The organism is Chromobacterium vaccinii (assembly GCF_000971335.1).
Classification (GTDB): domain Bacteria; phylum Pseudomonadota; class Gammaproteobacteria; order Burkholderiales; family Chromobacteriaceae; genus Chromobacterium; species Chromobacterium vaccinii.
In genome coordinates, this window is record NZ_JZJL01000011.1 from 19,911 (window position 1) to 45,132 (window position 25,222).

The following is a 25,222-nucleotide window of genomic DNA, read 5'->3' on the forward strand; positions in this document are numbered from 1 at the left end:
CGTCAGGTTTTTCGCTATTTGGCTTAGGCTGCCGCCGGCTTGGGCAATTCATCGCAGTCGGCGTCGGCGCGGACTCTCAGCGCCAGCCGTATGCCTTTGCTGATGTTTCCGCCTCCCAGCTCCATCGCGATATCGATGCTTTCGGCGTCGAGATAGACATTATGGCGCGCGCCGCCCTGCATTTTGGGAGGTGCGCCGGCATTGGTGCCGATGCCCAGCGCCATTTTCACCCGCCGCTGATCCAATGGCCGCAATATGCCTGAATTGGCCATGCTGTAGATGCCGTTGCTGTATTTTCTCACCAATGCGCCGCTTCGGCCGGCGAGGGTGATCACTCCTACCACTTCGTAGCCGTTCAGATCATCGAATTGATACAGCCTGGGTCGGCCTGGCTGTTCGATGTGAAGGCGGTGGCCGTTGTCCTTGTGCATGGGATGTCCCGCTTTTACCGGCAAGCGTTATTAAAGCATTTCAATGCTCGCCATAATCAATTTTGTACACACAGAATCAAAGCGCAAGCTGAAATATGCGCGCAGGGCAGCGGAAGTGCGGAGTGAATGGCATCCCGCCGATTTTCTAGTGTTCTCAGGACGAGGAAAATAGGATGCGAGGAAAAAAGATAGCCAGCCTTTGAGTGAATAGCCGGTTTTCTTGTGGAAAATCATAAAGCCCGGCAGAGCCGGGCTTCAGGAGTTTTTCCTTCTCGCAAGCCAGGCCGGTTAAAACTCGCCGGCCCGGCGCTCGTTGAAATTTACTGCGGTCCGGTTTCCTGGGCGCGCGGTTTCGCATGCTTCACATATTGATCCAGCCAGCGGTCTTCTTCCCACAGCATGTGCAGAATGGATTCCCGGGCCCGGTAGCCGTGGCTTTCCGCGGGCAGCATCGCCAGCCGAACCGTGGCGCCCAGGCCTTGCAGCGCCTGGTACATCCGCTCGCTCTGGATCGGGAAGGTGCCGGGATTGTTGTCCGCCTCGCCGTGGATCAGCAGCAGCGCATCCTTGATCTGTTCGGCGTAATTGAACGGCGACATGGTCTGATAGATGTCTTTGGCCTGCCAGAAGTCGCGCTCCTCGGATTGGAAGCCGAATGGCGTCAGCGTGCGGTTGTAGGCGCCGGAGCGGGCGATGCCGGCGCGGAACAGCCGAGTGTGGGCCAGCAGGTTGGCGGTCATGAAGGCGCCGTACGAGTGCCCGCCGATGGCGATGCGGTCGCGGTCGGCCACGCCCAGCCGCACGACTTCGTCCACCGCCGCCTGCGCGTCCATCTTCAGTTGAGGCAGGTAGCTGTCGTTGGGCTCCTGCTTGCCGGCGCCGACGATGGGCATGGATGGATCGTCCAGCACGGCGTAGCCGCGCGCCAGCAGCGCTTCCGGTCCCCAGTAGCCGACGCGGTTGAAGCGATATGGCGAGTCTGTGACCTGGCTGGCGGCGTCGGCGCTCTTGAATTCGGTGGGATAGGCCCACATCAGCATCGGCAGCGGTCCGTCATGCTTGGCGTCGTGGCCGGGAGGCAAATACAGCGTGGCGGTCAGATCAATGCCATCCGCGCGCTTGTAGCGCAGCTGCCGCTTCTGCACATTCTTGAGCTGGGGCGTCGGATGCGGGAAGAAGGTCAGTTGCCTCAGCCCGCCGTCCTGGTCCAGGGCTTTCAGGTACAGATTGGGCGGCGCATCGGCCTGCTCGCGGCTGAGCAGCGCGCGCTCGCCGCCGTTCAACACCGCCAGCGGGGCTTCGTACCATGGCGCTTGCGAGCGCCATAGCCGGGTGGTCTTGTTGTCGGCGAGACTCAGACGGTCGATGAAGGGGCGGTCGCCCTCGGGGCTTGCGCCGTCTCCCAGCAGGTACAGGCTGCCGCCATCCGGGCTGGTTTGCAGCACCGGCAAGCCGTCGGCGTTGCTGACCATGGCCGGGCTGCCGGGGTCGGCGTAGCGGTCTTCGGAGCTGCGCTGGTTCAGCAGCGCCGGCGGTTGTCCCGGCTCGGCGGGACGCACGCGCCAGACCTTCAGATCGCGTGTTTTCCACCAGTACTCGCTGATCAGGGCCAGATCGTTCCGTCCCCACTGGACGTCGGCGAAGCGGCTGGCCAGCTCCTGCAGCTTGAACGGCGCTTGTTTGAACGGCGCCGGTTGCAGGAACAAGGCATCGCGCACCTTGGCGTCCACCGACGGATCGCCGCCGTCCTGCGCTTCCGCCCAGAACAGCGTGGCCGGCGCGTCGGCGCGCCAGCCGATTTCGCGCGGGCCGGTCGCCACCGCGTCGTTGCCGGACGGCATCCGTTCCAGCAGCGGCCGCCTGGCCACCTGGCGCACGCTGCGGCCCTGCAGGTCGATCACTTCGACCAGCCGCGGGAAGCGGCTGATCGGCACCAGCGTGGAATAGGGGCGCAGCAAGCGCGTCGCCAGCAGGTACTGGCGGTCGGGCGAGGCCTGCACCGACAGGTAGCGGTCGGGCTTGCCGATCAGCTTCGCCTTGCCGCTGATGTCCACCAGCGCCAGCTGGCTGCTGAGCTCGTAGTCCAGCAAGTCGGCGTCGTAAGGCGTTTTCAGCAGGTCGGGATAAGTCCGGGTTTGCGACAGCGCGCCGCCGGCGCTCTGCTGGATATTGGGGCCGGCCGGCGCGGCTGGCTTCTCCGGCGCCGGGCCTTGTTCGGCGGGGGGCCGTTTGACCAGCAGCTGTTGGCCCATCCAGGCGAAGCCGCGGCCGCTGGCGGCGTTCAGATGGAAATCGCCCAGCCGGCGCGCGCGGGCGCTGGCCGCGTCCAGTAGCCATAGCTCCACGCCGCGCTCGCCCCACAGGCTCAGCGCCACCTGCTTGCCGTCCGGCGACCAGGCGCTATCGGCGATGCGGGGCTTGGCCGGCAGGCCGGTCACGGCGCGGCTTTTGCCGCTGGCCACGTCGAGCAGCGACAGCGCGTTGCCGAAATCGAAGCGGCTGGCCGCGCGCATCTTGGGATTGAGCCTCAGCCCCGCCAGCTTCAGCTCAGGCTGGGCGACATCGGCGATGCCGGGCAGGCCGGGGCGATGCGTCTGCAGCACGGTATCGTTGCGGGGATTCAGCGACTGCAGCGGCGTGCGCGGGGCGTCGACCAGCGCGGCCAACTCGGGCGGCGGGGTCTGATAGCCTTCGGCCAGGGCGGTGAGCGGGACAAGCAGGCCGGCCAGCAAAGGGCCGGCCAGGAGATTCTGGCTGCGGATCATGCGATTTCCTGATCATTCGTGCGATGGGCGGGACGCGGACAGCCAAATTGCACCAGCCTGGCTGTCCGGTCAAGCGGATGGCATTTTCAGATGGGGCGCTCGGCCAGCAATGCCGGAATCTGGATAGCGGAGGCGTCCACCGTGGGGGAGTCGAGGAACTGCAGCGTCACGCCGTCGCCTTCGGCCTGGAAGCGAGCCGGGAAGCCCAGTGGCATGGTGGTTTTGGCGGCGATGTGGCCGAAGGGCAGCCCGGTGAACACCGGCACGCCGCTGATGCGCCGCAGCTCGGCCACCACGGCGTCGAAGTTGTAGTGAGGATCGTAGACGTCAACATGCCGCTGCATCGAGAAATCGCCAAGGAAGATGGCTTTCTGCTTGCCAAGCACGCCGGCCAGATGCAGCTGCTGCAGCATCCGCTCGACACGGTACGGCTGTTCGCCCACGTCCTCCAGGAACAGCAGGCCGCCCTTGATGTCGGGCAGGTAGGGGGTGCCGGCCAGGCTGGAGATCACGCTGAGATTGCCGCCCCAGAAAATGCCCTCGCCGCGGGCTTGCGGCTGCGAGCCGGCGATGCGCAGGCTGCGCTGCGGCGTGGAGATGCCGGCGATGAACTCGTTGATCGCGTAAGCGTTGGGCGCGGCGCTGCCGAAATCGCCCAGCATCGGCCCGGCGAAGCTGCCGGCGCCGCTCTTGGCCAGCAGTGCCAGCTGGATCGCGCAGAAGTCGCTGTAGCCTATCAGCAGCGAGCGGGACTCCTTGAGCCGCGCGCCCAGCCGCGCCAGGTCCAGCCGGGGCAGCAGGCGCATCGCGCCGTATCCGCCGCGTCCGGCCATGATCAGCTGCGGCCATTGCGGCTGGTCCAGCAGCGTTTGCAGATCGGACAGCCGTTCGGTATCGGTGCCGGAGAAGCGCTGGTAAACGCGGTTCAGCGCGGCGGCGTTTTCCAGCGAGAAGCCGGCGTGGGCCAGACGCGGCAACGCCAGCTGGCGTTGCTTCTCCGGCACGATGCCGGAGCAGGCGGTCAGATAGAGGCGGAGGCTGGCCTGGGAGGGCTGCGCTGGGGAGGACATGGAGCTGCATCCTTGCAATATGCCGGCGCCGGCGCCGAGGGCGAGCATCTGCAGCAACTGGCGGCGGGATGGATTGATATCGGGAGTCATGGAAATCGGACGGATTGGCGGGATTCAAGTTCCGGATGCCGCCCAAGGCGGTCCGGTTCGCACGAGTATACGCCAAAAGAAAAGGCGGCCTCCAGAAGGGATGCCGCCTGCAAGGCCAGTATGGCCGGCTAGAGTCAGCCGACCAGGATCAACCGATCAGGTTGGCCATACTGGTGGAGGACTGTTCCATTGCGGCCAGCTCGCTATTGAGGTTGGAGTATTCGGTCAGCAAGTTGGTCTGCTCGGTGCTCAGCTGGCTTTGCAGCTGCTGCTGCAACTGCTGTTCCGAGGTCACCTTGCTGTTGAGGTTGTTCTGGTTGCTGGTGATCATGCCGCCTGGTCCAAGCAAGGAGTTGATGGTGCTGTTGAACACGTTGCCGATGCCGGTGTTCTGGGGGTTGCCGAACAGATTGCTTACCGCGGAGGGATTGGCCGCCAGCGCGGCGTTGAAAGCGGTGGAGTTCAGCGACAGCGTGCCGTCGGCGCCCTGGGTAATGCCCACCTGCGCCAGATAGGCGTAGGAGTTGACCGGGTCCACGCCCGCCACCGGCGTGCCGAGCAAGCCGGCCAACCGCTCGTGCAGGCCGGTGAGGTCGGAGCTGATGTCGGTATTGGCCGGCGTGCTGCCCACGGTGGTGGAGCTGGTGGTGGCCGAGTTGGTGGTGCTGACCACCTGGTTGTAGGCGGAAATGAAGCTTTGCAGCGTCGACGCGATGCCCGATGTGTTCTGGCTCATGTTGATGGTGGTCTGGCCCAGTTTTTCCAGCGTGATGCTGGCGCCGTTGACCACGTTGGTCACGGTGTTGCTGCTGGACGAAACATTGACGCCGTTCACCGTCATCAGCGCGTTCTGGGCATTGGTCGACTCGCTGGCAGCGGTGCCGCTCTGCTGCAGGCCGGCAAGCGTATTGCCCGAAGTGTTGTTGCTGTCGGTGCCGCCGGACGTGATGGAAAAGCTGTTGCTGGTGCCGCCCTGGGCCGAGCTGAGCACCAGCGAATAGTTGTTGTTGTATTGCACGATGGAGGCATTGATGCCGATGCCGGCGCCATTGATGCTGCTGGCGATCGACGACAAGGAGGCGTTGCTGCCCAGTTGCACCGTGCTGCTGGTGCCGCCGACATTGAAGGTCAGAGAAGACGGCGCGCCGGCCAAGGTGGCGTTCTGGTCTGTGATGGAGGCGCCGCCGGAGGTCTGGTCGAACACCAGCTGCCGCGATTGCGCCATCTGCGTCACGTTCAGCGCGTAAGTGCCTGCCGCGCCGCCGGATGTGGTGGTGACGGCGGCTACGGTGGTGTCGGACGAGGCGGCGGAGAATTGCTGCAGAAAGGTGCCGGACGATAGCGTCGAGGCCGCGCTCTGCAAGCTGGACAGCGCCGAGCTGACCTGGCCTATCGTGCTGAGTTCGGACTGGAAGTTGCTGACGCGCTGCTGGCTTTGGGTAAGCGGCTGCGAGTCGGCCTGGATCAGCTGGCTGACAATGGATTGCACGTCCAAGGGACCTGCGCTGGCGCTGATGGATGACATGACGTCGTCTCCCGGGCCGCCTGATCTGCTGTCAGGCGGGCATGTTGCTATTTAGGGCGGGTTGCCAAGCTGTCATCACGGTTGCGGTCTTGCGCCGCGGTCTTTTGGGTATGGCAAGGTGTGGTAGTCACCACTTGTTGCTCTTATCGACATTGTCTGGGGAAACTTTAATCGACTGTCTGCATTGATCTTACACTGTCGTTTGATAACGGGCTTGCGCCAAATCCATATTCCAGCTTTGAAGTTTTTAAGATTTGCTAAGCTTATATTGATATATCCAATCGGTTTTGAATGCCTGCGAATATTTCCGGTAGATTGGCTGCAACTATAGAACAGGCTGCAAGCATGGATATCGATCAAGCAAGGCTGACCCACCTCCAGCAACTGGAGGCGGAGTCCATCCACATCATCCGCGAGGTGGCGGCGGAATTCGAGAACCCGGTGATGCTGTATTCCATCGGCAAAGACTCCGCGGTGATGCTGCACCTGGCGAAAAAGGCGTTCTATCCCGGCAAGCCGCCGTTCCCCCTGATGCATGTCGACACCACCTGGAAATTCCGCGAAATGATCGCGCTGCGCGACAAGCAGGCCAGGGAAAACGGCTGGGATCTGATCGTCCATATCAATCAGGATGGCGTGGACGCCGGCATCAACCCCTTCACCGCCGGCAGCGCCAAGCATACCGATGTGATGAAGACCGAGGGCCTGAAGCAGGCGCTGAACAAGCACAAATTCGACGCGGCCTTCGGCGGCGCGCGCCGCGACGAGGAAAAAAGCCGCGCCAAGGAGCGCGTGTACTCGTTCCGCGACAAGAACCATCGCTGGGACCCGAAAAGCCAGCGTCCGGAGCTGTGGAACATTTACAACGGCAAGATAGACAAGGGCGAGAGCATCCGCGTGTTCCCCTTGTCCAACTGGACCGAGCTGGACATCTGGCAATACATCTATCTGGAAGGCATCGAGATCGTGCCGCTGTATTTCGCCGCCGAGCGTTCGGTGGTGGAGCGCGACGGCATGCTGATCATGATCGACGACGACCGCATCCTCGAATACCTGACGCCGGAGGAAAAGGCCAGCATCCAGACGCGCAAGGTGCGCTTCCGCACGCTGGGCTGCTACCCGCTGACCGGCGCGGTTGAGTCCGAGGCCGCCACGCTGCCGGAAATCATTCAGGAAATGCTGCTGACCAAAACCTCCGAGCGGCAGGGCCGGCTGATCGACCATGACAGCGCCGGCTCGATGGAAAAGAAGAAAATGGAAGGGTATTTCTGATGTCTCACCAATCCGAACTGATCGCCGGGGATATCCTGGAATACCTGAGCCAGCATGAGAACAAGGACATGCTGCGCTTCATCACCTGTGGCAGCGTGGACGACGGCAAGTCCACGCTGATCGGCCGGCTGCTGCACGATTCCAAGCTGATCTTCGAAGACCAGCTGGCGGCGATCGAGCGCGACTCGAAAAAGTACAACACCACCGACCAGGAGATCGACCTGGCGTTGCTGGTGGATGGCCTGCAGGCCGAGCGCGAGCAGGGCATCACCATCGATGTCGCCTACCGCTATTTCAGCACGGAGAAGCGCAAGTTCATCATCGCCGACTGCCCGGGCCACGAGCAGTACACCCGCAACATGGCCACCGGCGCGTCCACCAGCAACCTGGCCATCATCCTGATCGACGCGCGGCGCGGCGTGCAGACGCAGACCCGCCGCCACAGCTACATCGTCAGCCTGCTGGGCATCCGCCACGTGATCGTCGCGGTCAACAAGATGGATCTGGTGGATTACAGCGAGGACGTGTACAACCGCATCCGCGACGAATACCTGACCTTCGCCGAGCATCTGGATATCCCGGACATCCATTTCGTGCCGATCTCCGCGCTGCGCGGCGACAATGTGGTCAGCCGCACCGAGGCCGCGCCGTGGTACAAGGGCGCGACGCTGATGCATTTGCTGGAAACGATACAGATCGGCCACGACGCGCCGCTGTCCGCCTTCCGTCTGCCGGTGCAGTACGTGAACCGGCCCAACCTGGATTTCCGCGGCTTCTGCGGCACCATCGCCAGCGGCGCCGTGCATCCGGGCGACGCGGTGGTGGCGCTGCCTTCAGGCAAGGAAAGCCGGGTCAAGGATATCGTCACCTTCGACGGCTGCCTGTCCCGAGCCTGCGCCGGCCAGGCGGTGACGCTGACGCTGGAGGACGAGATCGACATTTCCCGCGGCGACATGCTGGTGCGCGCCGACGAGGCGCGGCCGCAAGTGTCGCGCAGCTTCGACGCCCATCTGGTGGCGATGGGGGAAGAGCCGCTGCGGCCGGGCAAGGAGTATGGTTTCAAGCTGGCCGGCAAGTACGTGACCGGCCGCATCGAAGCCATCCTGCATCGCACTGACGTCAACACGCTGCAGGACAGCCCGGCCGGCGCGCTGGCGTTGAATGAGATCGGCCTGTGCCGGATTTCCCTCAACAGCCCGGCGGCGTTCGATCCGTACCGCGATTGCCGCGGCAGCGGCAGCCTGATCCTGATCGACAGGCTGAGCAACGGCACGGTGGCCGCCGGCATGATCGTCGCCCGCAGCGAGGAATCGTCTCCCGCCGCGCTATCGCCGTGGGAGCTGTTCGAGCAGGAGCTGGACCAGTTGCTGCAGCGCCACTTCCCGCAGATGACGCGCGCCGAGCTGGCGCGGCGCTTGCAAGACGGGCTTTGATCCGTTTTCGCGCCGGATGAAAAACAGCCCCGTATCGGGGCTGTTTTTTTGGGCTGGCTGCTACGGGTGGGCCGGCGTATGGAGCCGCTCGCGCCAGTCTGAGGCGAATGCCTCTTCGTGCAAGGGCCGGGAATAGAGGAAGCCCTGGATCACATGGCAGCCGGCTGCGCGCAGGAACTCGAGCTGATGCGGCTCTTCCACGCCTTCCGCCACGGTTTCCAGGCCCAGATTGGAGGACAGAGCCAGGATGGCGTGCACGATGGCTTCTCCCCCCTTGCCGATGCCGAGTATGAAGCTGCGGTCTATTTTCAGCACTTGCACCGGCAGCTGCCGCAGATAGGAGAGGGAGGAGTAGCCGGTGCCGAAATCGTCGATCGACAGGCGGATGCCCAGCGCGCGCAGCTCGGCCAGGATGTTGACGGCGTTGTCCGTCTCCATGATCACGCTTTCGGTGATTTCCAGCTCCAGATGCCCGGGCTGCAGCTGGTAACGCTGCAGCAGCCTGGCGACATGCTGCGGAAAGTCTTGCCGCTCCAACTGCCGGGTCGACAAGTTGACGGAAATCGATGGCAGTTCGAAGCCGTTCCGGCGCCAGCTCGCCAATTGGCGCAGCGATTTCTCCAGGATTTGATCGCCCAGAGACACGATGAGGCCGCATTCCTCGGCGATCGGAATGAAGCGCGACGGCGGCACCATGCCCAGGGTGGGGTGCCGCCAGCGCGCCAGCGCTTCGGCGCCGACCAGTTTTCCCGTGGCCGCGTCCACCTGGGGCTGGTAGTGGGCCGTGATCTCGTCGTTTTCCAGCGCCTGGCGCAGCTGCCGCTCCAACACCACTCGCTGTTCGGCTTCGGCCGACATTTGCGGGGTGTAATGCTGGCAGCGGTTGCGACCAGCGCTCTTCGCAGCGTACATCGCGATATCGGCATGGCGCAGCAGGGTGTCAACATCGGCGCCGTCGTGGCTGGCGAAGCTGATGCCTATGCTCGCCGACAGATAAAGATCGTTGCCGTTGATGCAAAACGGCTGCCGGAACAGCGCCAGCAGCTTGCCGGCCACATCAGAGGCCATGTCGCGGTCCGCGATGTTTTCCAGCACGCAGATGAATTCATCCCCGCCCAGGCGGGCCAGCATGTCTTCGGCGCGCATGCCGTCGGCCAGACGGGCGGCCACCGCGTTCAGCAACTGGTCGCCGATGTAGTGCCCCAGCGTGTCGTTCACGTCCTTGAAACGGTCCAGATCGATGAACAGCATGGCCAGCTTGTATGCGGGAAGATCAGGAACGCTCAGCGCGCGGCTCAGCCGTTTCTGGAACAGCAGCCGGTTCGGCAGGCCGGTCAGTGGGTCGTGGTGGGCCAGATGGTCCAGTTTCTCCTCGGCGCGGCGGCGTTCCTGGATTTCGCCCTCCAGGTTGGCGTTGGCGTTGGCGAGCTCCCAGGTGCGGGCCGCCACGCGGTTGTCCAGCTCCCGGTTGGTTTCGGACAAGGCCGCCGCCTGGCGGTCTATGATGCGGCCAGCCAGGCGCACCACCAGCATCTGGGCGAGGAATAGCACCGCCATCAGCGCGCAGATGGCTAGCGTCACCCAGCGCAGCTGGCGGTCGCTGTCGACGACGAAGGACGTGGCATCCAGGTAGACCTCCAGAACGCCTTCTATCTTGCCGGCTGGATCGTGCATCGGCACGTAGGTGGAGATGATGTCGCGGTCGGTCAGCGTGCGTTCGAAGGCATCGATGCTGTGGCTGTGCACCAGCTCGCTGGCGGGGGTGCCGGCGGAGGCGTAACGGTAGCCTTCATCATCGTTTTCATCCTCGCCTATCTGCTTGGGATCGGTGGAAAACAGGGTGACGCCATTGAGCGCGTACATCTTGACCCGGATCACGTCCGTGCCGCTCATCAGCCGTATCACGGCTTCGCGCAAACGCGGCTGGCCGGCCACCTGCTTCAGCTTGGCCGGATCGCTGGCCAAGGGCAGCAGCGGGCGAAAGTCGGCCCACAGCGAGTTTTCGAAAATCTGCACCAGCGACGCGGCGCGGCTTTTCTCCAGCTTGAGCAGCTGCTCGCTGGAGTAGTGGCGCAGGTAGCCAGCCATCAGGACGGTCGCTCCCGCCATCAGCAGCAGCGACAACAAGAAGAAGTAGGGCACCAGGCGGAACGGCCGGCCGGATGTGAATAGGTTGCGCATGGCGCGGGCTCTCTTTGGGTGTGGAGCTTATTCAGTTTAGAACCCTGAATCCCGATTCCGAGGCCGGCTTGCATGCCTGCGTGAACGCAGTCTTCGGACAGACGGCCATTGATGTCTGCGATGTCACAAAAATCCAGTCGAGGCTGATCTCGCCACTATATGGGCCAGGCGCGCCTGCTGTAGCCTTTCCCCACACATCAAGAGGAGGAGAGGACATGCAGGCCCGTCTGGAACAATGGAAGCAGTATTTGCTCACCGGGGTATCGCATGTGATCCCCTTCATCGCCAGTGGCGGCATCCTGATCGCGCTGGCCATTTCACTGGCGCCGATGACCGGCAAGGGGCCGGATTTCAGCCACGCGCCCTTGCTCAAGCTGATCCTGGACATAGGCGGCAGCGCTTTCGCGCTGCTGCTGCCGGTGCTGGCCGGCTACATTGCGTATGCCCGCTCAGGCAAGCCCGCGCTGGTGGCCGGCATGGTGGGCGGCCAGATCGCCCATACCGTCAACGCAGGCTTCCTTGGCGCGCTGATCGCCGGTCTGCTGGCCGGCTGGGTGGTGGAGCTGCTGAAGAAGATGCCAGTGGCCAAGGCGTTGAAACCGCTGATGCCCATCCTGATCATTCCCATCCTGTCGTCGTTTGCGATCGGAACGTTGATGTTCGAGGTGCTGGGCTTGCCGATCGCCGACCTGATGGTGACGATGGGCGCCTGGCTCAAATCCATGGGCGGCGCCAACGCGATGGTCTTGGGCGCCTTGCTGGGCGCGATGGTGGCCTTCGACATGGGCGGCCCGGTCAACAAGGTGGCTTTCTTTTTCGGCGCCAGCATGATCGCGGAAGGCCAGTATCAGGTGATGGGAGCGGTGGCCGCCGCAGTCAGCATTCCTCCATTGGGCCTCGGCTTGGCCACCAAGCTGCGCAAGTCGCTGTGGAGCGAGCAGGAGCGGGAGGCCGGTTCCGCCGCGCTGGGCATGGGCATGATAGGCATCACCGAGGGCGCCATTCCGTTTGCCGCCGCCGATCCGCTGCGGGTGATTCCCACCATTGTCGCCGGCTCGGCGCTGGGCGGCATGATCGCGATGCTGGGCGGCGTGGGCGACCACGCGCCGCACGGCGGCCCCATCGTGCTGCCGGTGGTGGACAACCGGCTGATGTTCGGCCTGGCCATCGCCTGCGGCGTGCTGCTGGTCGCCATCGTCATCAACCTGCTCAAGGCCAGGAGCGGCGCATCCGCGCCGACCGCCTGAACCGCCGCATCACTGCCAAAGGAAATCGATCATGAAAGTTGTCGCCATCACCGCTTGCCCGACCGGCATCGCCCACACCTATATGGCCGCGGAAAAACTGGAGAGCATAGGCCGCCAGCTGGGCCACGACGTCAAGGTGGAAACCCAGGGCGCGATAGGCATAGAGAACGAGCTGTCCAACCGGGACATCCTGGCTGCCGACGTGGTGTTGCTGGCGGTGGACATCGCCATCGAGGGCGAGGAGCGCTTCGAGGACAAGCGCGTTGTGCGGGTGCCGATCCAGAAGGTGTTGAAAGACGCCACCGCGGTTTTCGCGCTTCTGTGAACCCGGCCGGGCCGCCAGGCCCGGCGCATCAGGAAAGCAGTCGTATGTCACATAGCCTTACTTTGATCTGTCCGCTGCCCAATGGCATCCATGCCCGCCCCGCCAGCCGGATCGCGGAGTTCTGCGCCGGTTTCGGCGCCGCCATCCGCTGGCGCAACCAGCGCAACGGCCAATGGGCCGACGCCAAGAGCGTGCTCAGCCTGATAGCCGGGGACATCCTGTTCAACGACGTCGTCGATATCGAAATCGACGGCGAGGGCGCTGCGCGGGTCGCGGACGAATTGGGCCGCTTCTTGAGGCAGACGCTGCCGTGCTGCGACGAGCCGGTGGCGGCGGCTCCCGCGGCCAGCCGGGCGTTGCCGCGAAGCCTGGCCGAACTCTCGCCGTCGCCATGTTTCGGCCAGCCGGCGGGCCAGGGCGTGGCGATTGGAGAGCTGTGCGTTCATCGCGGCTTCCGCATGCCGGAGCCGGCCGAGCTGCCCTTGTCCACGGACCGCGATGCCGATCTTGCCGCGCTGGCTGTGGCGCGCCGCACGCTGGCTGAGCAACTGCGGCAGCAGGCAGAGCACCAGGGCGGCGAGGCGGCGGGGGTGTCGCGCGCCCATCTGGCCATTCTGAGCGATCCGGATTTCCGCGCCCGGCTGGATGCCGCCGTGGCCGACGGCGCGGGTCCCGCGCGGGCGGTGGCGGTTGTGGTCGCCCATTACCGCGCGCAGTTGTCCAAGTCGGCCAGCGAATACCTGCGCGAGCGGGAGATGGATATCCGCGATGTCGGACGCCGGTTGCTGGAGGCGCTCGCGCCGGAAATCCAGCGGGCGGGGGAGGCATTGCCGGAAGCCGCGCTGCTATGGGCGGAGGATCTGGCGCCCAGCGAGCTGCTGGCGCTGGATAGGGACAAGGTCAAAGGCCTGCTGCTGGCGCGCGGCGGGTTGACCTCGCACACCATCATTCTGGCGCGGGCGTTTTCACTGCCGGTCTTGACCGGCGTGCAGCGGGCCGCCATCGCCGACGGCATCGGCCGGACCGCGGTGCTGGATGCAGGCTTGGGGGCCCTGTTCCAGAGCCCGGATACGGTCGTGCTCGATTACTATCGAGAAGAAGAGGCGCTGCTGGCTGCGCAGCGGCAACGATTGGCCAAGGCCAGCGGCGGCATCGCCGCCAGCGCCGACGGCCATCGGCTGGAGCTGGCGGTGAACATCGCCTCCGCCGCTGAGGCGCAGCAGGGCTTCGCCCAGGGCGCGGACGGGGTGGGGCTGTTTCGCACGGAAATGCTGTTCATGGATGCCGACGAGCCGCCGGGCGAGGATGAACAATTCCAATGCTACGCCGAGGTGGTGAGGCTGGCGGCCGGCCGGCCGGTGATCATCCGAACCTTCGACATCGGCGGCGACAAGCCCGCGCGTTGCCTCCCCGCGCCGCAGGAGAGCAACCCCTTTCTCGGCTACCGCGCCATCCGCATGTACCCGGACCAGGAGGCGGCGTTCCGCGCCCAGCTCCGGGCGATCTTGCGCGCCAGCGCGCTGGGGCCGGTCAAGGTCATGATCCCCATGGTCGCGACGCTGGGCGAAGCGCGCTGGGCCAGAAGGTTGCTGGAGGAGGAGCGCGCCGCGCTGGGAAGGGCGGAGCCGGTTCCACTCGGCATCATGCTGGAGGTGCCGTCGGTGCTGTTCCAACTGGACGCCTTCTGCCGCGAGGTAGACTTCTTCAGCGTGGGCAGCAACGACCTGACGCAGTATCTGTTCGCCGCCGATCGGGACAACGAACGGGTGGGCAATCTGTACGACAGCCTGCACCCGGCTTTTCTGGCGGCGCTGAATCAGGCCGCGGCCACCATCCATCGACATGGGCGCTGGATAGGGCTGTGCGGCGAGGCCGCCGCCGCGCCGCACGCGTTGCCGTTGTTCCTGGGCATGGGACTGGACGAATTGAGCATGAGCGCGCCCTCGCTGCAGGAATGCCGGCGGCGTCTGCGCGAACTGGACGCCGACCGCTGCCGCGAGCTGCTGGGGCGGGCGCTGGCATGCGCAGACGGCGCGGAGGTGAGGGCGCTGGTGGCCGCAGCTGCGGCCCGGCCGGCGTTGCCGATGCTGACCGCCGACTGCCTGATGCCCGATGCCGCCTGGGGCAGCAAGGCGGCGGCGATCAAAGGCCTGGTGGACAGGCTGTGGCTGCTGGAGCGTTGCGATGACCGCTACGGCATGGAGGAGGACCTGTGGCTGCGCGAGCAGGCTTACTCCACCGGCCTGGGGCATGGTTTCGCCATTCCTCATGCCAAGTCGGGGCATGTGCTGCATCCCACGCTGTGCTTGGCCCGATTGGCGCAACCGGTGGACTGGGGCGCCAGCGACGGGCAGCCGGTGGACATGGTGCTGCTGCTGGCTTTCAACGCGGCCGACGCCGGCGCCGCGCATTTGAAATTCTTCTCGCGGCTGGCCCGGCTGGTGATGCACGAGGATTTCCGCCAGGCGCTGCGCGCAGAGCGCGATCCCGAACGCTTGCTGGCGCTGCTGCGGGACAGACTGGAGGGCGCGGCATGAGCGCGTTTCCCATGCACGGGCTGGCCCAGCACTATGCCTGGGGCGGGCGTCGATTCATTCCCGGCATGCTGGGTCTGGACAACGCCGGACAACAGCATTTCGCCGAGTGGTGGCTGGGCGCGCACGAAGAGGCGCCATCGGTGATCGCGACGCCGCAGGGCCCGCAGCCGCTGCACTATGCCATTGCCCATCAGCCGCTAGCCTTTCTGGGCGAAGCGGTGATCCGCCGCCATGGCCCCCGGCTGCCTTTTCTGATGAAGGTGCTTGATGTGGATGCGCCCTTGTCGATCCAGGCGCATCCGGACGAGGCGCAGGCGAGGGAGGGCTTTGCCCGCGACAACGCCGCCGGACTGGCCCTGGGCGATCCGCGCCGCAATTATCGCGACTCCTACCCCAAACCGGAGATGATGGTGGCGCTGTCTCCGTTCTGGCTGTTGCATGGATTGCGGCCGGATGCGCAGATCGACGCGCTGTTGGCGCGCCAGCCGGAGTGGCAACCATTGCGTGAGCGGTTGGCGCGGGAAGGGGGCGCGGGGCTGCATCGCCATTTGCTTAGATTGCCGCAGGAGGAGATCACCGCGTTGCTGCGCCCGCTGTGGCGCAGGCTGACGGCGGACGGCGATGCCGGGCCGGATGATCCGGATCATTGGGCGCGGCGGCTGGTGGGCATTCGGACCGAGGACCGGGGCGTATTCGGCTGCTATTTGCTCAATCTGGTGGGGTTGAGGCCGGGCGAGGCCATCTTTCAGCCGGCGCGCTTGCCGCACGCCTATCTGCATGGCCGCAATATCGAGCTGATGGCCAATTCCGACAATGTGCTGCGCGCCGGCCTCACCGACAAACCGGTGGATGTGGAAGCGTTGCTGGCGGTGATGGACGACGCGCCGGTCAGCCCCAGGGTGATGGCCGCGCCGGATGGCTGCGGGTTGAGAGCGTATCCGCGTTGCGGCGGGGATTATTTCGCGCTGGACCAGTTGCTGTTGGGCGAGGGTGAGGGCGCAGTGTGGCGCAGCGCAGGTCCGGAAGTGTTGCTGGTGGTGGACGGCAGCCTGAGCCTGCGGCATGCTGCTGGCGAGCTGGCGCTGGAACAGGGGCAGAGCGCCTTGCTGCAGCCCGGACTGACGTGCGAAGCGCGCGCCGGACGACTGGCGTTGGCTTATCGGGCGTTTTGCCCGCTGGCCGGCGGGTGGTAAGGTGGCGGATAGTTCAGATTGAGACCGGATAAGACATGGCGCCGCACCCGTCCTTTCGCCTGAGCTGGCCGTCCACGTTGGCGCGCTTGAGCCATGCGCCGGCTGGAAAACACATGCCGGCAGGCGCTTACCAGGTGCATTTTCCGCGCCTGGATCTGGTGCTGTCCAACCGCTATCACTACAGTCACGAAGGGGGCGAGAATGCTTGCCTGTCGGCGCAGGAAGCGCTTTTCATCCCGGCCGAGCACTGGACCTTGCCTAACTGGTGCGCCAACGGCGAGGTGCTGCACATCCTGTTCGACTACGCGCGGATAGGTTTCAGCCTGGTGCGATCCGGCCCGCAGGGCGTGATCAGCACCCACAAGGAAAGCATGGTGCTGGCTCAGCGCGGCAGCCTGAACGGCATGCTGGATGTGATGGCCGGCCTGTGCCGGGACGGCGCAGCCCCTGAGGCGCTGCGTTTTCAAGGCCAGGCGCTGCTGGCCTTGCTGCAGGCGCTATACGATGAGGCGCGCGACAGCCAGTGGCAGCAGGGCGGCAACCAGTTTCGCGCCATCTGCCTGTACATCAGCGAGCACCTGTACGCGCCGCTGACGCGCGAGGACGTGTCGCTGCGTTTCGGCATCTCCACCACCCACCTGTCCCGGCTGTTTCGCCAGCATCTGGGACACGGTTTCTGCGAATTTTTGGCTCATGCCCGGCTGGACCTGGCCAAGGCCTTGTTGCGCCAGGGCCAGCTGCCGCTGAGCGCAGTCGCCGCCCGCTGCGGCTACGTCGATGTCAATTATTTTCATCGAGTCTTCAAGCAGCGTTTCGCGATAACGCCCTGCGCGTATCGACGGGAATTCGCCTGAGGCCATTGCTTGGGATCGGGCCGCAGCGGGTTGGATATCAGGCATCAGGCGCGATTTCCAGTTGATCCGGCGACAGGATGGGCTGGCCGGGTTCGTCCAGTTTCACGTTGAGGATGCGCAGCGCCTCGCCGGCGACGCGCGCGAAAATCGGGGCCGCCACCGCGCCGCCGTAGTATTTTCCCGCGCTTGGCTCGTCCACGGTCACCGCGACGATGACGCGCGGATGCTGGCCAGGGGCGAAGCCAATGAAGGAAGCGCGGTGCTTGTCGGCCACGTAGCGGCCCTCGATCAGCTTGCGCGCAGTGCCGGGCTTGCCGCCCATGCTGTAGCCGGGCACGCGCGCAGCCAGCGCGCCGCCGCCCTGTCGACTGTTGGCGACCAGCAATTCGCGCATGGTCGCAGCGATGCGTTCATCGATGACTCTCTGTGCCGGCGTGGATGTTTCCCGGGAATGAAGCGATACCGGCAGCAGCAATCCACCGGTAGTGAAGACCGTGTAGGCGCGGGCCAGATGCAGCAGGCTGCCGGAGATGCCGTAGCCGAACGACATCGTCGCCTGGTCTATCGGACGCCATTTCCTCCAGTCGCGCAGCGTGCCCCTGGCCTCTCCCGGGAAGCCCGTCCCGGGCGCCTTGCCGAATCCCAAGTCGTTGTAGAAATGCCAGAACCGCTCTGGTTTGGACATCAGGGCCAGTTTGCTGGTGCCGACATTGGAGGATTTTTGCAGGATGCCCAGCATGTCGAGGCTGGCGCGCGGCGCCACGTCCCGGACCAGGGCGGGCCCTATCTTGTAGCTTTGCGTATCCAGCACCGTTTGCGGCGTGACATGGCCGTCTTGCAGCGCCAGAGCCATCGCGAACGGTTTCATTACCGACCCCGCTTCAAACGCGTCCACCATGCCCCGGTTGCGCATGGCCTCAGGCTGCGCCGATCGGCGATTGTTGGGATTGAACGTAGGGTAGTTGGCGGCGGCCAGCAACTCGCCGTTTTGCGCGTCCAACACGATTACGCTGCCGGATCTGGCCTTGTGCTCCGCCACGGCAAACGCTATCGCCTTGTGCGCCTGATACTGGATGCGGGCGTCGATGGTCAGAGCGACAGTCTGGCCGTCCGTCGGGAGCTGGATGCGGGAGGCGTCCGCTATGATCTGGCCGCGCAGGTCTTTCAGCACCTGCCGCGTCCCATCCTTGCCGGCGAGCTTGCGCTCCAGGCTCAGTTCGATTCCCTCTTGCCCTTTGCCGTCGGCATCGGTCAAGCCCACCAGATGGGCGGCCGCGTCGCCTGCAGGGTAAAAGCGCATGTACTCGGAATCGGAAAAAATGCCTGGAATGCGCAACGCCATGATCTTGCCTGCCGTGTGTGGGTCGAGCCGCCGCTTCAGGTAGACAAAGTCGCGGCCGTCGCCGGTGAGTTTGCGGCGCAGCGACTCCGGGGAAAGGTCCAGCAACTCGGCCAGATCGCGCAACTGCGAGGTAGCCAGAGCGGGAAGCATCTCCGGACTGGCCCAAATATTTTTCACCGGGCTGCTGGAAGCCAGCAGCCGGCCGTGACGGTCGACGATGGCGCCGCGGCCGGCTTCCAGCGTCAGCGTGCGCAAGAAACGGATTTCTCCCTGCTTTTGCAGAAAATCCTGTTGAACGAATTGCAGGTAGGCTGCGCGAAGCAACAGCGTGATGAGGCCAAGGCCAAGCAGGCCGGCGACCATGCGGGCGCGGAAAGTCGACATTTTCGCGCCGACGCGCGTCGAAGAGGGCTGGCGATGACGGACGGGCATGCCGCGGATACCTTTAGCCTTGCTGGGAGTGAATCTCCGGATGCTAGGCGAGGCAGGGGGCGGCGTAAACGCGGCTTTCTGTAACGAATGTAACGGAGGGGCTCGTGATGAAGAGCCTGTATGGACAAGCGACGGGACAGCTCCAGCTTGCCTGGGGCTGGCGTTGAGAGGAGCAATAAAAAAAGCCATTTTGAAAATGGCTTTTTATTGGCGGAAGCGGTGAGATTCGAACTCACGGTGGGCTCGCACCCACGACGGTTTTCAAGACCGTTGCATTAAACCGCTCTGCCACGCTTCCGCATTCGGTATGAGGCGGCAATTCTAGCGAGAATCGCCGCGCTTGGCTAGAGGGCGGCGGCGTTGGAGGCCAACATTTCCGCCGCGTGCTCGCGCGTGGTCTGGGTGAGCTCGACGCCGCCCAGCATGCGGGCGATTTCCAGCACCCGCTGCTCGGCGTCAAGCGGGGCGATGTTGCTGAGCACCTGGCCCTTGCGCTCGCGCTTGCTGACTTGCCAGTGGTGTTTGCCGCAGGACGCCACCTGGGGTAGGTGGGTGATGCACAGCACTTGGTAGCGCTGGCCCAGGTCGCGCAGCATGTGGCCGATCACTTCGGCCACGCGGCCGCCTATGCCCACGTCCACTTCGTCGAAGATCAGCGTGGGCACGCTGGCAACCTGGCTGATCACCACCTGCATCGCCAGGCTGATGCGGGACAGCTCGCCGCCGGAAGCCACTTTGGCCAGCGGGCGCAGGCTGGTGCCGGCATTGGCGGCCACCAGGTATTCGATCGACTCCATGCCGTGCGCGCCGGGTTCGGCCAACGCGGACAGCTCGATGGCGAAGCGGGCGCCGCCCATCGCGAGGCGGCCCATTTCGCCGGAGATGCGTTCGGACAGCTCGCTGGCGGCCTGGCGGCGCTTGCCTGATAGGGCTTCCGCCAGCGCGCGGTAGCGGGCCAGGCTGGCGGCCTCGGCCACGCTCAGCGCTTCCACGTCCACGCTGGCTTCCAGCGCGGACAGCTGCTGCTGCCAGTCGGCCAGCTTGTCGGACAGGTCTGCCGGCTGCACGCGATATTTGCGCGCGGTGCTCATCAAGAGGTCCAGCCGGCGCTCCATTTCCACCAGCTGGTTCGCGTCCTGGTCGATGTCGCTGGCGTAGTCGCGCAGGCTGTACACCACCTCGCGCAGCTCGGCGTCCACCGAGTCCAGCAGCGACAGGGTGTCGGACAGGCGCGGGTCCAGGTTGGACAGCTTGGACAGCCGGGTCTGCACGTGGGCGAGTTGGGACAGGCAGCTGTCGTCGTTCTCGGACAGCACATCCACCGCCTGCTGCGCGCTCTGCACCAGTTCGGCGGAGTTGGCCAGCCGGGTGTGGCTCTGGCTCAGCGTGGTCCATTCGTCGGGCAGCAGATTGAGTTCGGTCAATTCGCCGATCTGCCAGGTGAGCCGTTCGCGCTCCACTTCGGATTCGCGAGACATCCGCTCGGCGTCCTGCCGCGCCTGACGGGCCGCTTGCCATTCCTGCCAGGCCTTGTTGGCGTCGCGCGCCAGCGTGGTGGAGCCGGCATAGGCGTCCAGCAGCTGGCGCTGGGTCTCGCTCTTCATCAGCGACTGGTGCGCGTGCTGGCCATGGATGTCCACCAGAAACTCGCCCAGCGATTTCAACTGGGCCAGCGTGGCGGCTTGGCCGTTGACGAAGCTCTTGGAACGGCCGCCGCGGTCTATCAGCCGGCGCAGCAGCAGCACGCCCTCGTCGCCGGACAGTTCGTTGTCCGCCAGCCAGGCGTCGACTTCGGGACGGTTGGCGGTGGAGAACTCGGCGGTGATCTCGGCGCGCTCGGCGCCTTCGCGCACCTGGGCGCCGTCGGCGCGGTCGCCCAGCAGCAGGCCCAGCGCGTCCAGCATGATGGATTTGCCGGCGCCGGTCTCGCCGGTGAGCACGGTGAAACCGTCGGAAAAGTCCAGCGCGATGCTGTCGACGATGACGAAATCTTTGACGGTCAGCGAGAGAAGCATGGTGTGTGGTCGTTTCCGGTTAGATCAGGCGCTCGCCCCAGTGCAGCTTGTGGCGCAGCATGTCGTAGTAGTTGTAACCCTCGGGATGCAGGATGCGCAGCGGGTTGCGGTAGCGGCGGATCAGCACCCGGTCCATTTCCATCAGGTCGCAGTGCAGTTGGCCGTCGAAGTGCACGCGCGCGTCCAGCCCGCGGGTCAGCATGAATTCCACCTCGCAGGAATCGTTGACGGCGATCGGCCGGTTGGACAGCGACTGCGGGCAGATCGGCACCAGAGCGATGGCCTGCAGCGTGGGGTGCAGGATGGGGCCGCCAGAGGCCAGCGCGTAGGCGGTGGAACCGGTGGGGGTGGATACGATCAGGCCGTCCGAGCGCTGGCTGTAGACGAACTGGTTGTCGATGAAGATTTCGAATTCGATCATCGAACCCACCGCGCCGCGGCTGAACACCACGTCGTTGAAGGCCAGCGCGCCGGCGACTTCGGCGTCTTCGCGGACGACGGAGGCTTGAAGCAGAATGCGGTCTTCCGGCACGAATTTGCCGTGCAGGATGGCGTCCACCGAATCCAGCATCTCGTGCAGGGGGATGTCGGTCATGAAGCCCAGCCGGCCCTGGTTGATGCCGACCAGCGGCACGCGGTACGGCGCCAGCAGGCGGGCGATGGAGAGCATGGTGCCGTCGCCGCCCAGCACGATGCAGAGATCGGCCAGCTTGCCCATGTCGGTGCGGTCTATCAGCGGATAACCGTTGGCTTCGGCCGGCGTGACGCTTTCCTTGTCGATCAGCACCGTGGCGCCGCCGCCGGCCAGGTGATCGGCCAGCTGCATCAGCGCGGGAGTGATGCCGGGCTTGCTGTGGCGCGCCACCAGGCAGATGTGTTTGAACAATCTTTCCATGCGGCGATTCTACTGGTTTGGCGGGAATTCGTTGAGCAAAATCTCTTCGTCTATCCGTTGCTTCTTGCCGGTGGCTTCCAGCGCCTTCAAATAGAAGCGGACCAGGTCGGCCAGCGAGTCCACGCCCAGCTTGCTGAACAGATTGGCGCGGTGCACTTCGATGGTGCGCGGCGACAGGTCCAGTTCGCGCGCGATTTCCTTGCTGGACAGGCCGTCGGCCACCAGTTCCAGCACTTCGCGCTCGCGGCCGCTGATGCGGGCCAGCTGGCTCATCACTTCCTGGGTTTCCTCCTCCTGCTGGTGCTGCTGGATGCTGATGCGTATGCCGCGGCGCAGGCTGGCGATCAGGCGGTTCTGGTCTATCGGTTTGGTCAGGAAATCGATGGCACCGGTCTGGAAGGCGCGGCGGCACTGCTCGATGTCGCCATGGCCGGTGATGAACACGATGGGGATGTTGATGTCGCGCTCCATCAATTGCTGTTGCAACGCGAGGCCGGTGATCTGCGGCATGCGGATATCCAGCACCAGGCAGCAGATCTGGTTGCCCTGATAGCCGTCCAGAAACTCCATCGCATTGGGGAAGGCGACGGTTTTCATGCCCTGGGCGGTGATCAGCATGGCCAGAGAGTCCAGCACGGCAGGGTCGTCGTCGACGATGAATACGGTAGGGGTCGTGTTTTGCATCAGGCTTCCACTCCGGATGTTACGGCCATGTCGCGCGGGGCGCATGGCAGGTCAATGATGAACTCCGCTCCCGAGCCGGGCTTGTTGCCGGCTATCAACTTGCCGCCAAAGGCTTCGACCGCCGTCTGGCAGATGGCCAGCCCCAGCCCCATGCCGTTGGGCTTGGTGCTGAAGAACGGGTCGAAAATCCGGTCCAGCTTGTCTGAGGGGATGCCGCAGCCGTTGTCGCTGATGATGAGCTGCACGCGCTCGCCCTGGCGGCGGGTGGTGATGCTCAGGCGTCCCCAGGGCCGGGTTTGCTCCATGGCTTCAACTGCGTTGCGCGCCAAATTCAGCACCACCTGTTCCAACTGGATAGTGTCAGCGTATACCAACGGCAACTCAGGCGCGAAGTTTTGCTCGATGTGAATGTCGTGATCGTGCAATTCGTAATCCAGCAGCGACAATGCGTTATGCACAGCCTGATTCAACTGTACCGGCGTCAGTTGCTGGTTCTTCTGGGTGACGAATTCCCGCAACCGGCGGATGATGCGGCCGGCGCGGTCGGCCTGGCTGACCGACGAGGTCAGCGCGCGGCGCAGCATGGCGATGTCCAGCTCGTCGTCCTCCAGCAGGCTGAGGCCGGCCTGGCAATAGCTCATGATGGCGGATAGCGGCTGATTGATCTCATGGGCGATGCCGGAGGCCATTTCGCCCATGGTGTTGATGCGGGTGACGCGGGCCAGCTCAAGCTCATGCTGGCGCAGCCGGCTTTCGCTGGCCTCCAGCGCCGCCAGCATGCGGCGGCGGATGGGCGCGGTGTCGCGGAAGGTCAGCACGCTGCCTATCAGCTGGCCGTTGCGCCCGAGCAACGGCGCCACCGCCCCCTCCACCAGCAGTTTTTCGCCGTTGTGCCGCTTCAAGTAGCAGTTTTGCGCCAGATGAACCACTTGCTGCGTCGATACGGCCTGTTCTATCGGGTCCAGCACTGGCTGGCGGGAAAATTCGTAGTGCAGCGGCGCCACCTGTTTCAGCCGCCGCTGCAGCAACTGGGCGGCGGGCAGGCCCAGCAGCGTTTCAGCCGCCGGGTTCAAGTACTGGATCACCTGCTCGTTGTCTATGCTGATCACCGCGTCGCTGATGCCGCGCAGGGCGACGCTGGCGTATTCTCGCTCGCGGAAAATGTCGTCCTGTATCTGTTCCCGCGATTGGCGGTTGTGCTCCAGCAGCGCCAGTACCACCCAGAGCAGATAGGATGGCAGCAACGCGATCAGCAGGCACAGCGCGACCTCCGCCGCCGTGGTGCGCTCCAGGCGCAACTGGCGGCTGAGCCTCATGTCGTAAGGCAGGGCCGACAGGTTGAGGCTGGCGCGGTAGCTGAGCTGGGGCAGCAGCCAGTCCAGCCGGGAGCCCGCCCGGTCTGATTTCTGATTCTGCAATTGAATCATGCCGGGGTCGTTCGCATTGTCGCGGCGCAGCAACTGCAAGGTGTAGCGGCCCTCGAGGGAGGGCGGCAGGGCCAGCAGCGGCCGCAGGCACAGCACCTGCATCACCACACCGGCGGCTTGCTCGATGCGCACCATGGGAACGGGCGAGGGCGGGGCGATGCGGTAGACGGTCTGAAACAGGGCCAACCCCCACTCGCCGTTGCGCAGCAGCAGCGTCGGCGACGACGCCTGCAGGTGCCCCAGCGCGCGGTTGACCGCCGCGGACAGCACGGAGTCGTCCAGCAGATCCAGCCCCATTTCCCGCCAGTCGGGCGAGTCGAGGCCCGGTTCGGCCATGCTGAGCGGCAGATAGCGCGACCGCTGCGGCGCGGTGCGCCAGGCCGCCCGATCGCGCCAGGTATTGAGCTGGTTGTGCAGGTAATCGCGAATCGCGTAAGGCTGGCCCAGCCGTTGGGCCTGCTCGCGCTCGAAGCGGATCCGCTCGGCTTGCTCCACCAGCGGCTGGTAGCCGATGAAGTACAGCTGAGGCTGGGTCTGCGTGGCGATCTGCACCAGCTCCCGTATCCGCGCCCGTCCGCCCGGGGGATCGTTGGAGGCGATGTCGCCCACTTCATCCTGCAGCAGCTCGCTGCTGCGCAAGCGACTGTTGACGTTCTGCAGCAGCAGCTCCACCGTCTGGCGAAATTCATGGCGTTGCTGGCGGATATCCAGCAGCAGCGCGTGAGCCATCAGCAGGCTGAAGGCGAGCAGCAGGCAAAGCGCGCTCAGTCCCTTGCTGCGGGCGGAGGCATGGCGCAACAGATGCAGGTGGGTGCGGAGCGCGTTGAATGGGGAGGGGCGGGGCACTTCGACATCGGACATGCTTCGGACTTTGGTGGATGCAAGGTTTGGAACACGTGCCGCGGGGCGCGTGCCATTATACCGGCCGCGCCCCGGATCCGCCCGTTAGTTTTGCAACAAATGAGAGAATCGACTACGGATTTTTGCCAGTTTGGGAGAAATCACCAGCTGGCAGTAATTCTGCTGCTGGTTTTGCTCGTAGTAGTTCTGGTGGTGGGCCTCGGCCGGGTGAAAACGGGGCGCGGGCTCCAGCCGGGTGACGATGGGGGCATCGAACACCTGTTCGCGGATCAGCTCGCCGATGACGCGCTCCGCGCATTCGCGTTGAGCGTCGCCCTGATAGAAGATCGCCGACGCGTATTGGGTGCCTACGTCGTGGCCCTGGCGGTTCAGCGTGGTGGGGTCGTGCACGGCGAAAAACACCTGCAGCAGCGTGGCGTAGTCGATGCGGGACGGATCGTAATCGATTTCCACCACTTCCACGTGGCCGGAGTCGCCGGAGCAGACCTGGCGGTAGTCCGGATTGTCGGTGTGGCCGCCGCAGTAGCCGGAAACCACCCGCTCCACGCCTTTCAGCCGGGAGAAGGCCGCGTCCAGGCACCAGAAGCAGCCGCCGCCCAGAATTGCTTTTTCCATGATGAACTCCTGTGTCAACTGGGTATGG

18 protein-coding genes and 1 tRNA gene are annotated in these 25,222 nt (G+C 64.8%); 7 read left to right on the top strand and 12 right to left on the bottom strand.

Going from position 1 to position 25,222, the window contains the following annotated elements; translation table 11 throughout:
- Nucleotides 1–23 precede the first annotated feature (23 nt).
- From VL52_RS07435 to fliD, 4 genes are all read right to left on the bottom strand, one after another.
- A complete protein-coding gene (locus VL52_RS07435; RefSeq protein WP_046156451.1) occupies nt 24–431 on the bottom strand; it encodes a hypothetical protein in 408 nt (135 codons plus the stop codon).
- Nucleotides 432–751: 320 nt separating this feature from the next.
- Nucleotides 752–3,196, bottom strand: a complete 2,445-nt coding sequence (locus VL52_RS07440) for a S9 family peptidase (RefSeq protein WP_046156452.1) — start codon at nt 3,194–3,196, stop codon at nt 752–754.
- A gap of 86 nt (nt 3,197–3,282) precedes the next feature.
- Entirely contained in the window at nt 3,283–4,266 is a 984-nt protein-coding gene (locus VL52_RS07445) for an LD-carboxypeptidase (RefSeq protein ID WP_235429230.1), read from the bottom strand.
- A gap of 238 nt (nt 4,267–4,504) precedes the next feature.
- Nucleotides 4,505–5,881 carry a flagellar filament capping protein FliD gene (fliD, locus tag VL52_RS07450; protein ID WP_046156454.1) on the bottom strand — a complete coding sequence of 459 codons (1,377 nt, stop codon included), beginning with the start codon at nt 5,879–5,881 and terminating at the stop codon, nt 4,505–4,507.
- 345 nt (nt 5,882–6,226) lie between these two features.
- Between fliD and cysD the strand changes: the two genes are divergently transcribed.
- The gene (gene cysD / locus VL52_RS07455; RefSeq protein WP_046156455.1) at nt 6,227–7,153 is read left to right on the top strand and encodes a sulfate adenylyltransferase subunit CysD; all 927 of its coding nucleotides are present in this window, start codon (nt 6,227–6,229) and stop codon (nt 7,151–7,153) included.
- Nucleotides 7,153–8,586 carry a sulfate adenylyltransferase subunit CysN gene (gene cysN, locus VL52_RS07460; RefSeq protein WP_046156456.1) on the top strand — a complete coding sequence of 478 codons (1,434 nt, stop codon included), beginning with the start codon at nt 7,153–7,155 and terminating at the stop codon, nt 8,584–8,586. The genes cysD and cysN overlap by 1 nt, the downstream gene beginning before the upstream one ends.
- Nucleotides 8,587–8,646: 60 nt before the next feature.
- Here cysN and VL52_RS23200 read toward each other — a convergent pair whose 3' ends face one another.
- Nucleotides 8,647–10,767 carry a putative bifunctional diguanylate cyclase/phosphodiesterase gene (locus VL52_RS23200; protein WP_052729207.1) on the bottom strand — a complete coding sequence of 707 codons (2,121 nt, stop codon included), beginning with the start codon at nt 10,765–10,767 and terminating at the stop codon, nt 8,647–8,649.
- 215 nt (nt 10,768–10,982) lie between these two features.
- On the opposite strand from VL52_RS23200, the gene VL52_RS07470 reads away from it, so the two are divergent.
- From VL52_RS07470 to VL52_RS07490, 5 genes are read left to right on the top strand one after another with little or no spacing between them, the layout of a single operon-like run.
- Nucleotides 10,983–12,014 carry a PTS fructose transporter subunit IIC gene (locus VL52_RS07470; RefSeq protein WP_046156457.1) on the top strand — a complete coding sequence of 344 codons (1,032 nt, stop codon included), beginning with the start codon at nt 10,983–10,985 and terminating at the stop codon, nt 12,012–12,014.
- 31 nt (nt 12,015–12,045) lie between these two features.
- Nucleotides 12,046–12,339, top strand: a complete 294-nt coding sequence (locus VL52_RS07475) for a PTS fructose transporter subunit IIB (RefSeq protein ID WP_046156458.1) — start codon at nt 12,046–12,048, stop codon at nt 12,337–12,339.
- A 44-nt stretch (nt 12,340–12,383) separates the two neighbouring features.
- A complete protein-coding gene (ptsP, locus tag VL52_RS07480; protein WP_046156459.1) occupies nt 12,384–14,876 on the top strand; it encodes a phosphoenolpyruvate--protein phosphotransferase in 2,493 nt (830 codons plus the stop codon).
- Nucleotides 14,873–16,069 carry a mannose-6-phosphate isomerase, class I gene (gene manA / locus VL52_RS07485; RefSeq protein ID WP_046156460.1) on the top strand — a complete coding sequence of 399 codons (1,197 nt, stop codon included), beginning with the start codon at nt 14,873–14,875 and terminating at the stop codon, nt 16,067–16,069. Before ptsP ends, manA begins: the two co-directional genes overlap by 4 nt.
- Before the next feature lie 35 nt (nt 16,070–16,104).
- Entirely contained in the window at nt 16,105–16,923 is an 819-nt protein-coding gene (locus VL52_RS07490) for a helix-turn-helix transcriptional regulator (RefSeq protein ID WP_082113673.1), read from the top strand.
- 37 nt (nt 16,924–16,960) lie between these two features.
- Here the strand turns inward: VL52_RS07490 and VL52_RS07495 are convergent, their stop codons facing one another.
- The 7 genes from VL52_RS07495 to msrA form a co-directional block, all read right to left on the bottom strand.
- Nucleotides 16,961–18,649 (bottom strand): peptidoglycan D,D-transpeptidase FtsI family protein, encoded by a 1,689-nt coding sequence (locus tag VL52_RS07495; RefSeq protein WP_235429232.1) that lies wholly within the window; start codon nt 18,647–18,649, stop codon nt 16,961–16,963.
- 256 nt (nt 18,650–18,905) lie between these two features.
- Nucleotides 18,906–18,995: transfer RNA gene (locus tag VL52_RS07500), tRNA-Ser, on the bottom strand.
- 46 nt (nt 18,996–19,041) lie between these two features.
- On the bottom strand, nt 19,042–20,712 hold the full coding sequence (gene recN / locus VL52_RS07505) for a DNA repair protein RecN (RefSeq protein ID WP_046156463.1): 1,671 nt from the start codon (nt 20,710–20,712) through the stop codon (nt 19,042–19,044).
- Nucleotides 20,713–20,731: 19 nt separating this feature from the next.
- Nucleotides 20,732–21,607, bottom strand: a complete 876-nt coding sequence (locus VL52_RS07510) for an NAD kinase (protein ID WP_021476784.1) — start codon at nt 21,605–21,607, stop codon at nt 20,732–20,734.
- A 9-nt stretch (nt 21,608–21,616) separates the two neighbouring features.
- On the bottom strand, nt 21,617–22,291 hold the full coding sequence (locus VL52_RS07515; protein ID WP_046156464.1) for a response regulator transcription factor: 675 nt from the start codon (nt 22,289–22,291) through the stop codon (nt 21,617–21,619).
- The gene (locus tag VL52_RS07520) at nt 22,291–24,579 is read right to left on the bottom strand and encodes an ATP-binding protein (protein ID WP_046156465.1); all 2,289 of its coding nucleotides are present in this window, start codon (nt 24,577–24,579) and stop codon (nt 22,291–22,293) included. Before VL52_RS07520 ends, VL52_RS07515 begins: the two co-directional genes overlap by 1 nt.
- A gap of 84 nt (nt 24,580–24,663) precedes the next feature.
- On the bottom strand, nt 24,664–25,194 hold the full coding sequence (msrA, locus tag VL52_RS07525) for a peptide-methionine (S)-S-oxide reductase MsrA (protein ID WP_046156466.1): 531 nt from the start codon (nt 25,192–25,194) through the stop codon (nt 24,664–24,666).
- Nucleotides 25,195–25,222: the final 28 nt, after the last annotated feature.

What these genes read in the sequence shown, in the direction of transcription:
- VL52_RS07445 (WP_235429230.1), bottom strand. Translation starts at nt 4,266, where the DNA reads ATGTCCTCCCCAGCGCAGCCCTCCCAGGCCAGCCTCCGCCTCTATCTG.
- recN (WP_046156463.1), bottom strand. Translation starts at nt 20,712, where the DNA reads ATGCTTCTCTCGCTGACCGTCAAAGATTTCGTCATCGTCGACAGCATC.
- msrA (WP_046156466.1), bottom strand. Translation starts at nt 25,194, where the DNA reads ATGGAAAAAGCAATTCTGGGCGGCGGCTGCTTCTGGTGCCTGGACGCG.
- ptsP (WP_046156459.1), top strand. Translation starts at nt 12,384, where the DNA reads ATGTCACATAGCCTTACTTTGATCTGTCCGCTGCCCAATGGCATCCAT.
- cysD (WP_046156455.1), top strand. Translation starts at nt 6,227, where the DNA reads ATGGATATCGATCAAGCAAGGCTGACCCACCTCCAGCAACTGGAGGCG.
- VL52_RS23200 (WP_052729207.1), bottom strand. Translation starts at nt 10,767, where the DNA reads ATGCGCAACCTATTCACATCCGGCCGGCCGTTCCGCCTGGTGCCCTAC.
- cysN (WP_046156456.1), top strand. Translation starts at nt 7,153, where the DNA reads ATGTCTCACCAATCCGAACTGATCGCCGGGGATATCCTGGAATACCTG.
- VL52_RS07520 (WP_046156465.1), bottom strand. Translation starts at nt 24,579, where the DNA reads ATGTCCGATGTCGAAGTGCCCCGCCCCTCCCCATTCAACGCGCTCCGC.
- VL52_RS07435 (WP_046156451.1), bottom strand. Translation starts at nt 431, where the DNA reads ATGCACAAGGACAACGGCCACCGCCTTCACATCGAACAGCCAGGCCGA.
- VL52_RS07440 (WP_046156452.1), bottom strand. Translation starts at nt 3,196, where the DNA reads ATGATCCGCAGCCAGAATCTCCTGGCCGGCCCTTTGCTGGCCGGCCTG.
- VL52_RS07515 (WP_046156464.1), bottom strand. Translation starts at nt 22,291, where the DNA reads ATGCAAAACACGACCCCTACCGTATTCATCGTCGACGACGACCCTGCC.
- VL52_RS07495 (WP_235429232.1), bottom strand. Translation starts at nt 18,649, where the DNA reads ATGTCGACTTTCCGCGCCCGCATGGTCGCCGGCCTGCTTGGCCTTGGC.
- VL52_RS07470 (WP_046156457.1), top strand. Translation starts at nt 10,983, where the DNA reads ATGCAGGCCCGTCTGGAACAATGGAAGCAGTATTTGCTCACCGGGGTA.
- fliD (WP_046156454.1), bottom strand. Translation starts at nt 5,881, where the DNA reads ATGTCATCCATCAGCGCCAGCGCAGGTCCCTTGGACGTGCAATCCATT.
- VL52_RS07510 (WP_021476784.1), bottom strand. Translation starts at nt 21,607, where the DNA reads ATGGAAAGATTGTTCAAACACATCTGCCTGGTGGCGCGCCACAGCAAG.
- VL52_RS07490 (WP_082113673.1), top strand. Translation starts at nt 16,105, where the DNA reads ATGGCGCCGCACCCGTCCTTTCGCCTGAGCTGGCCGTCCACGTTGGCG.
- VL52_RS07475 (WP_046156458.1), top strand. Translation starts at nt 12,046, where the DNA reads ATGAAAGTTGTCGCCATCACCGCTTGCCCGACCGGCATCGCCCACACC.
- manA (WP_046156460.1), top strand. Translation starts at nt 14,873, where the DNA reads ATGAGCGCGTTTCCCATGCACGGGCTGGCCCAGCACTATGCCTGGGGC.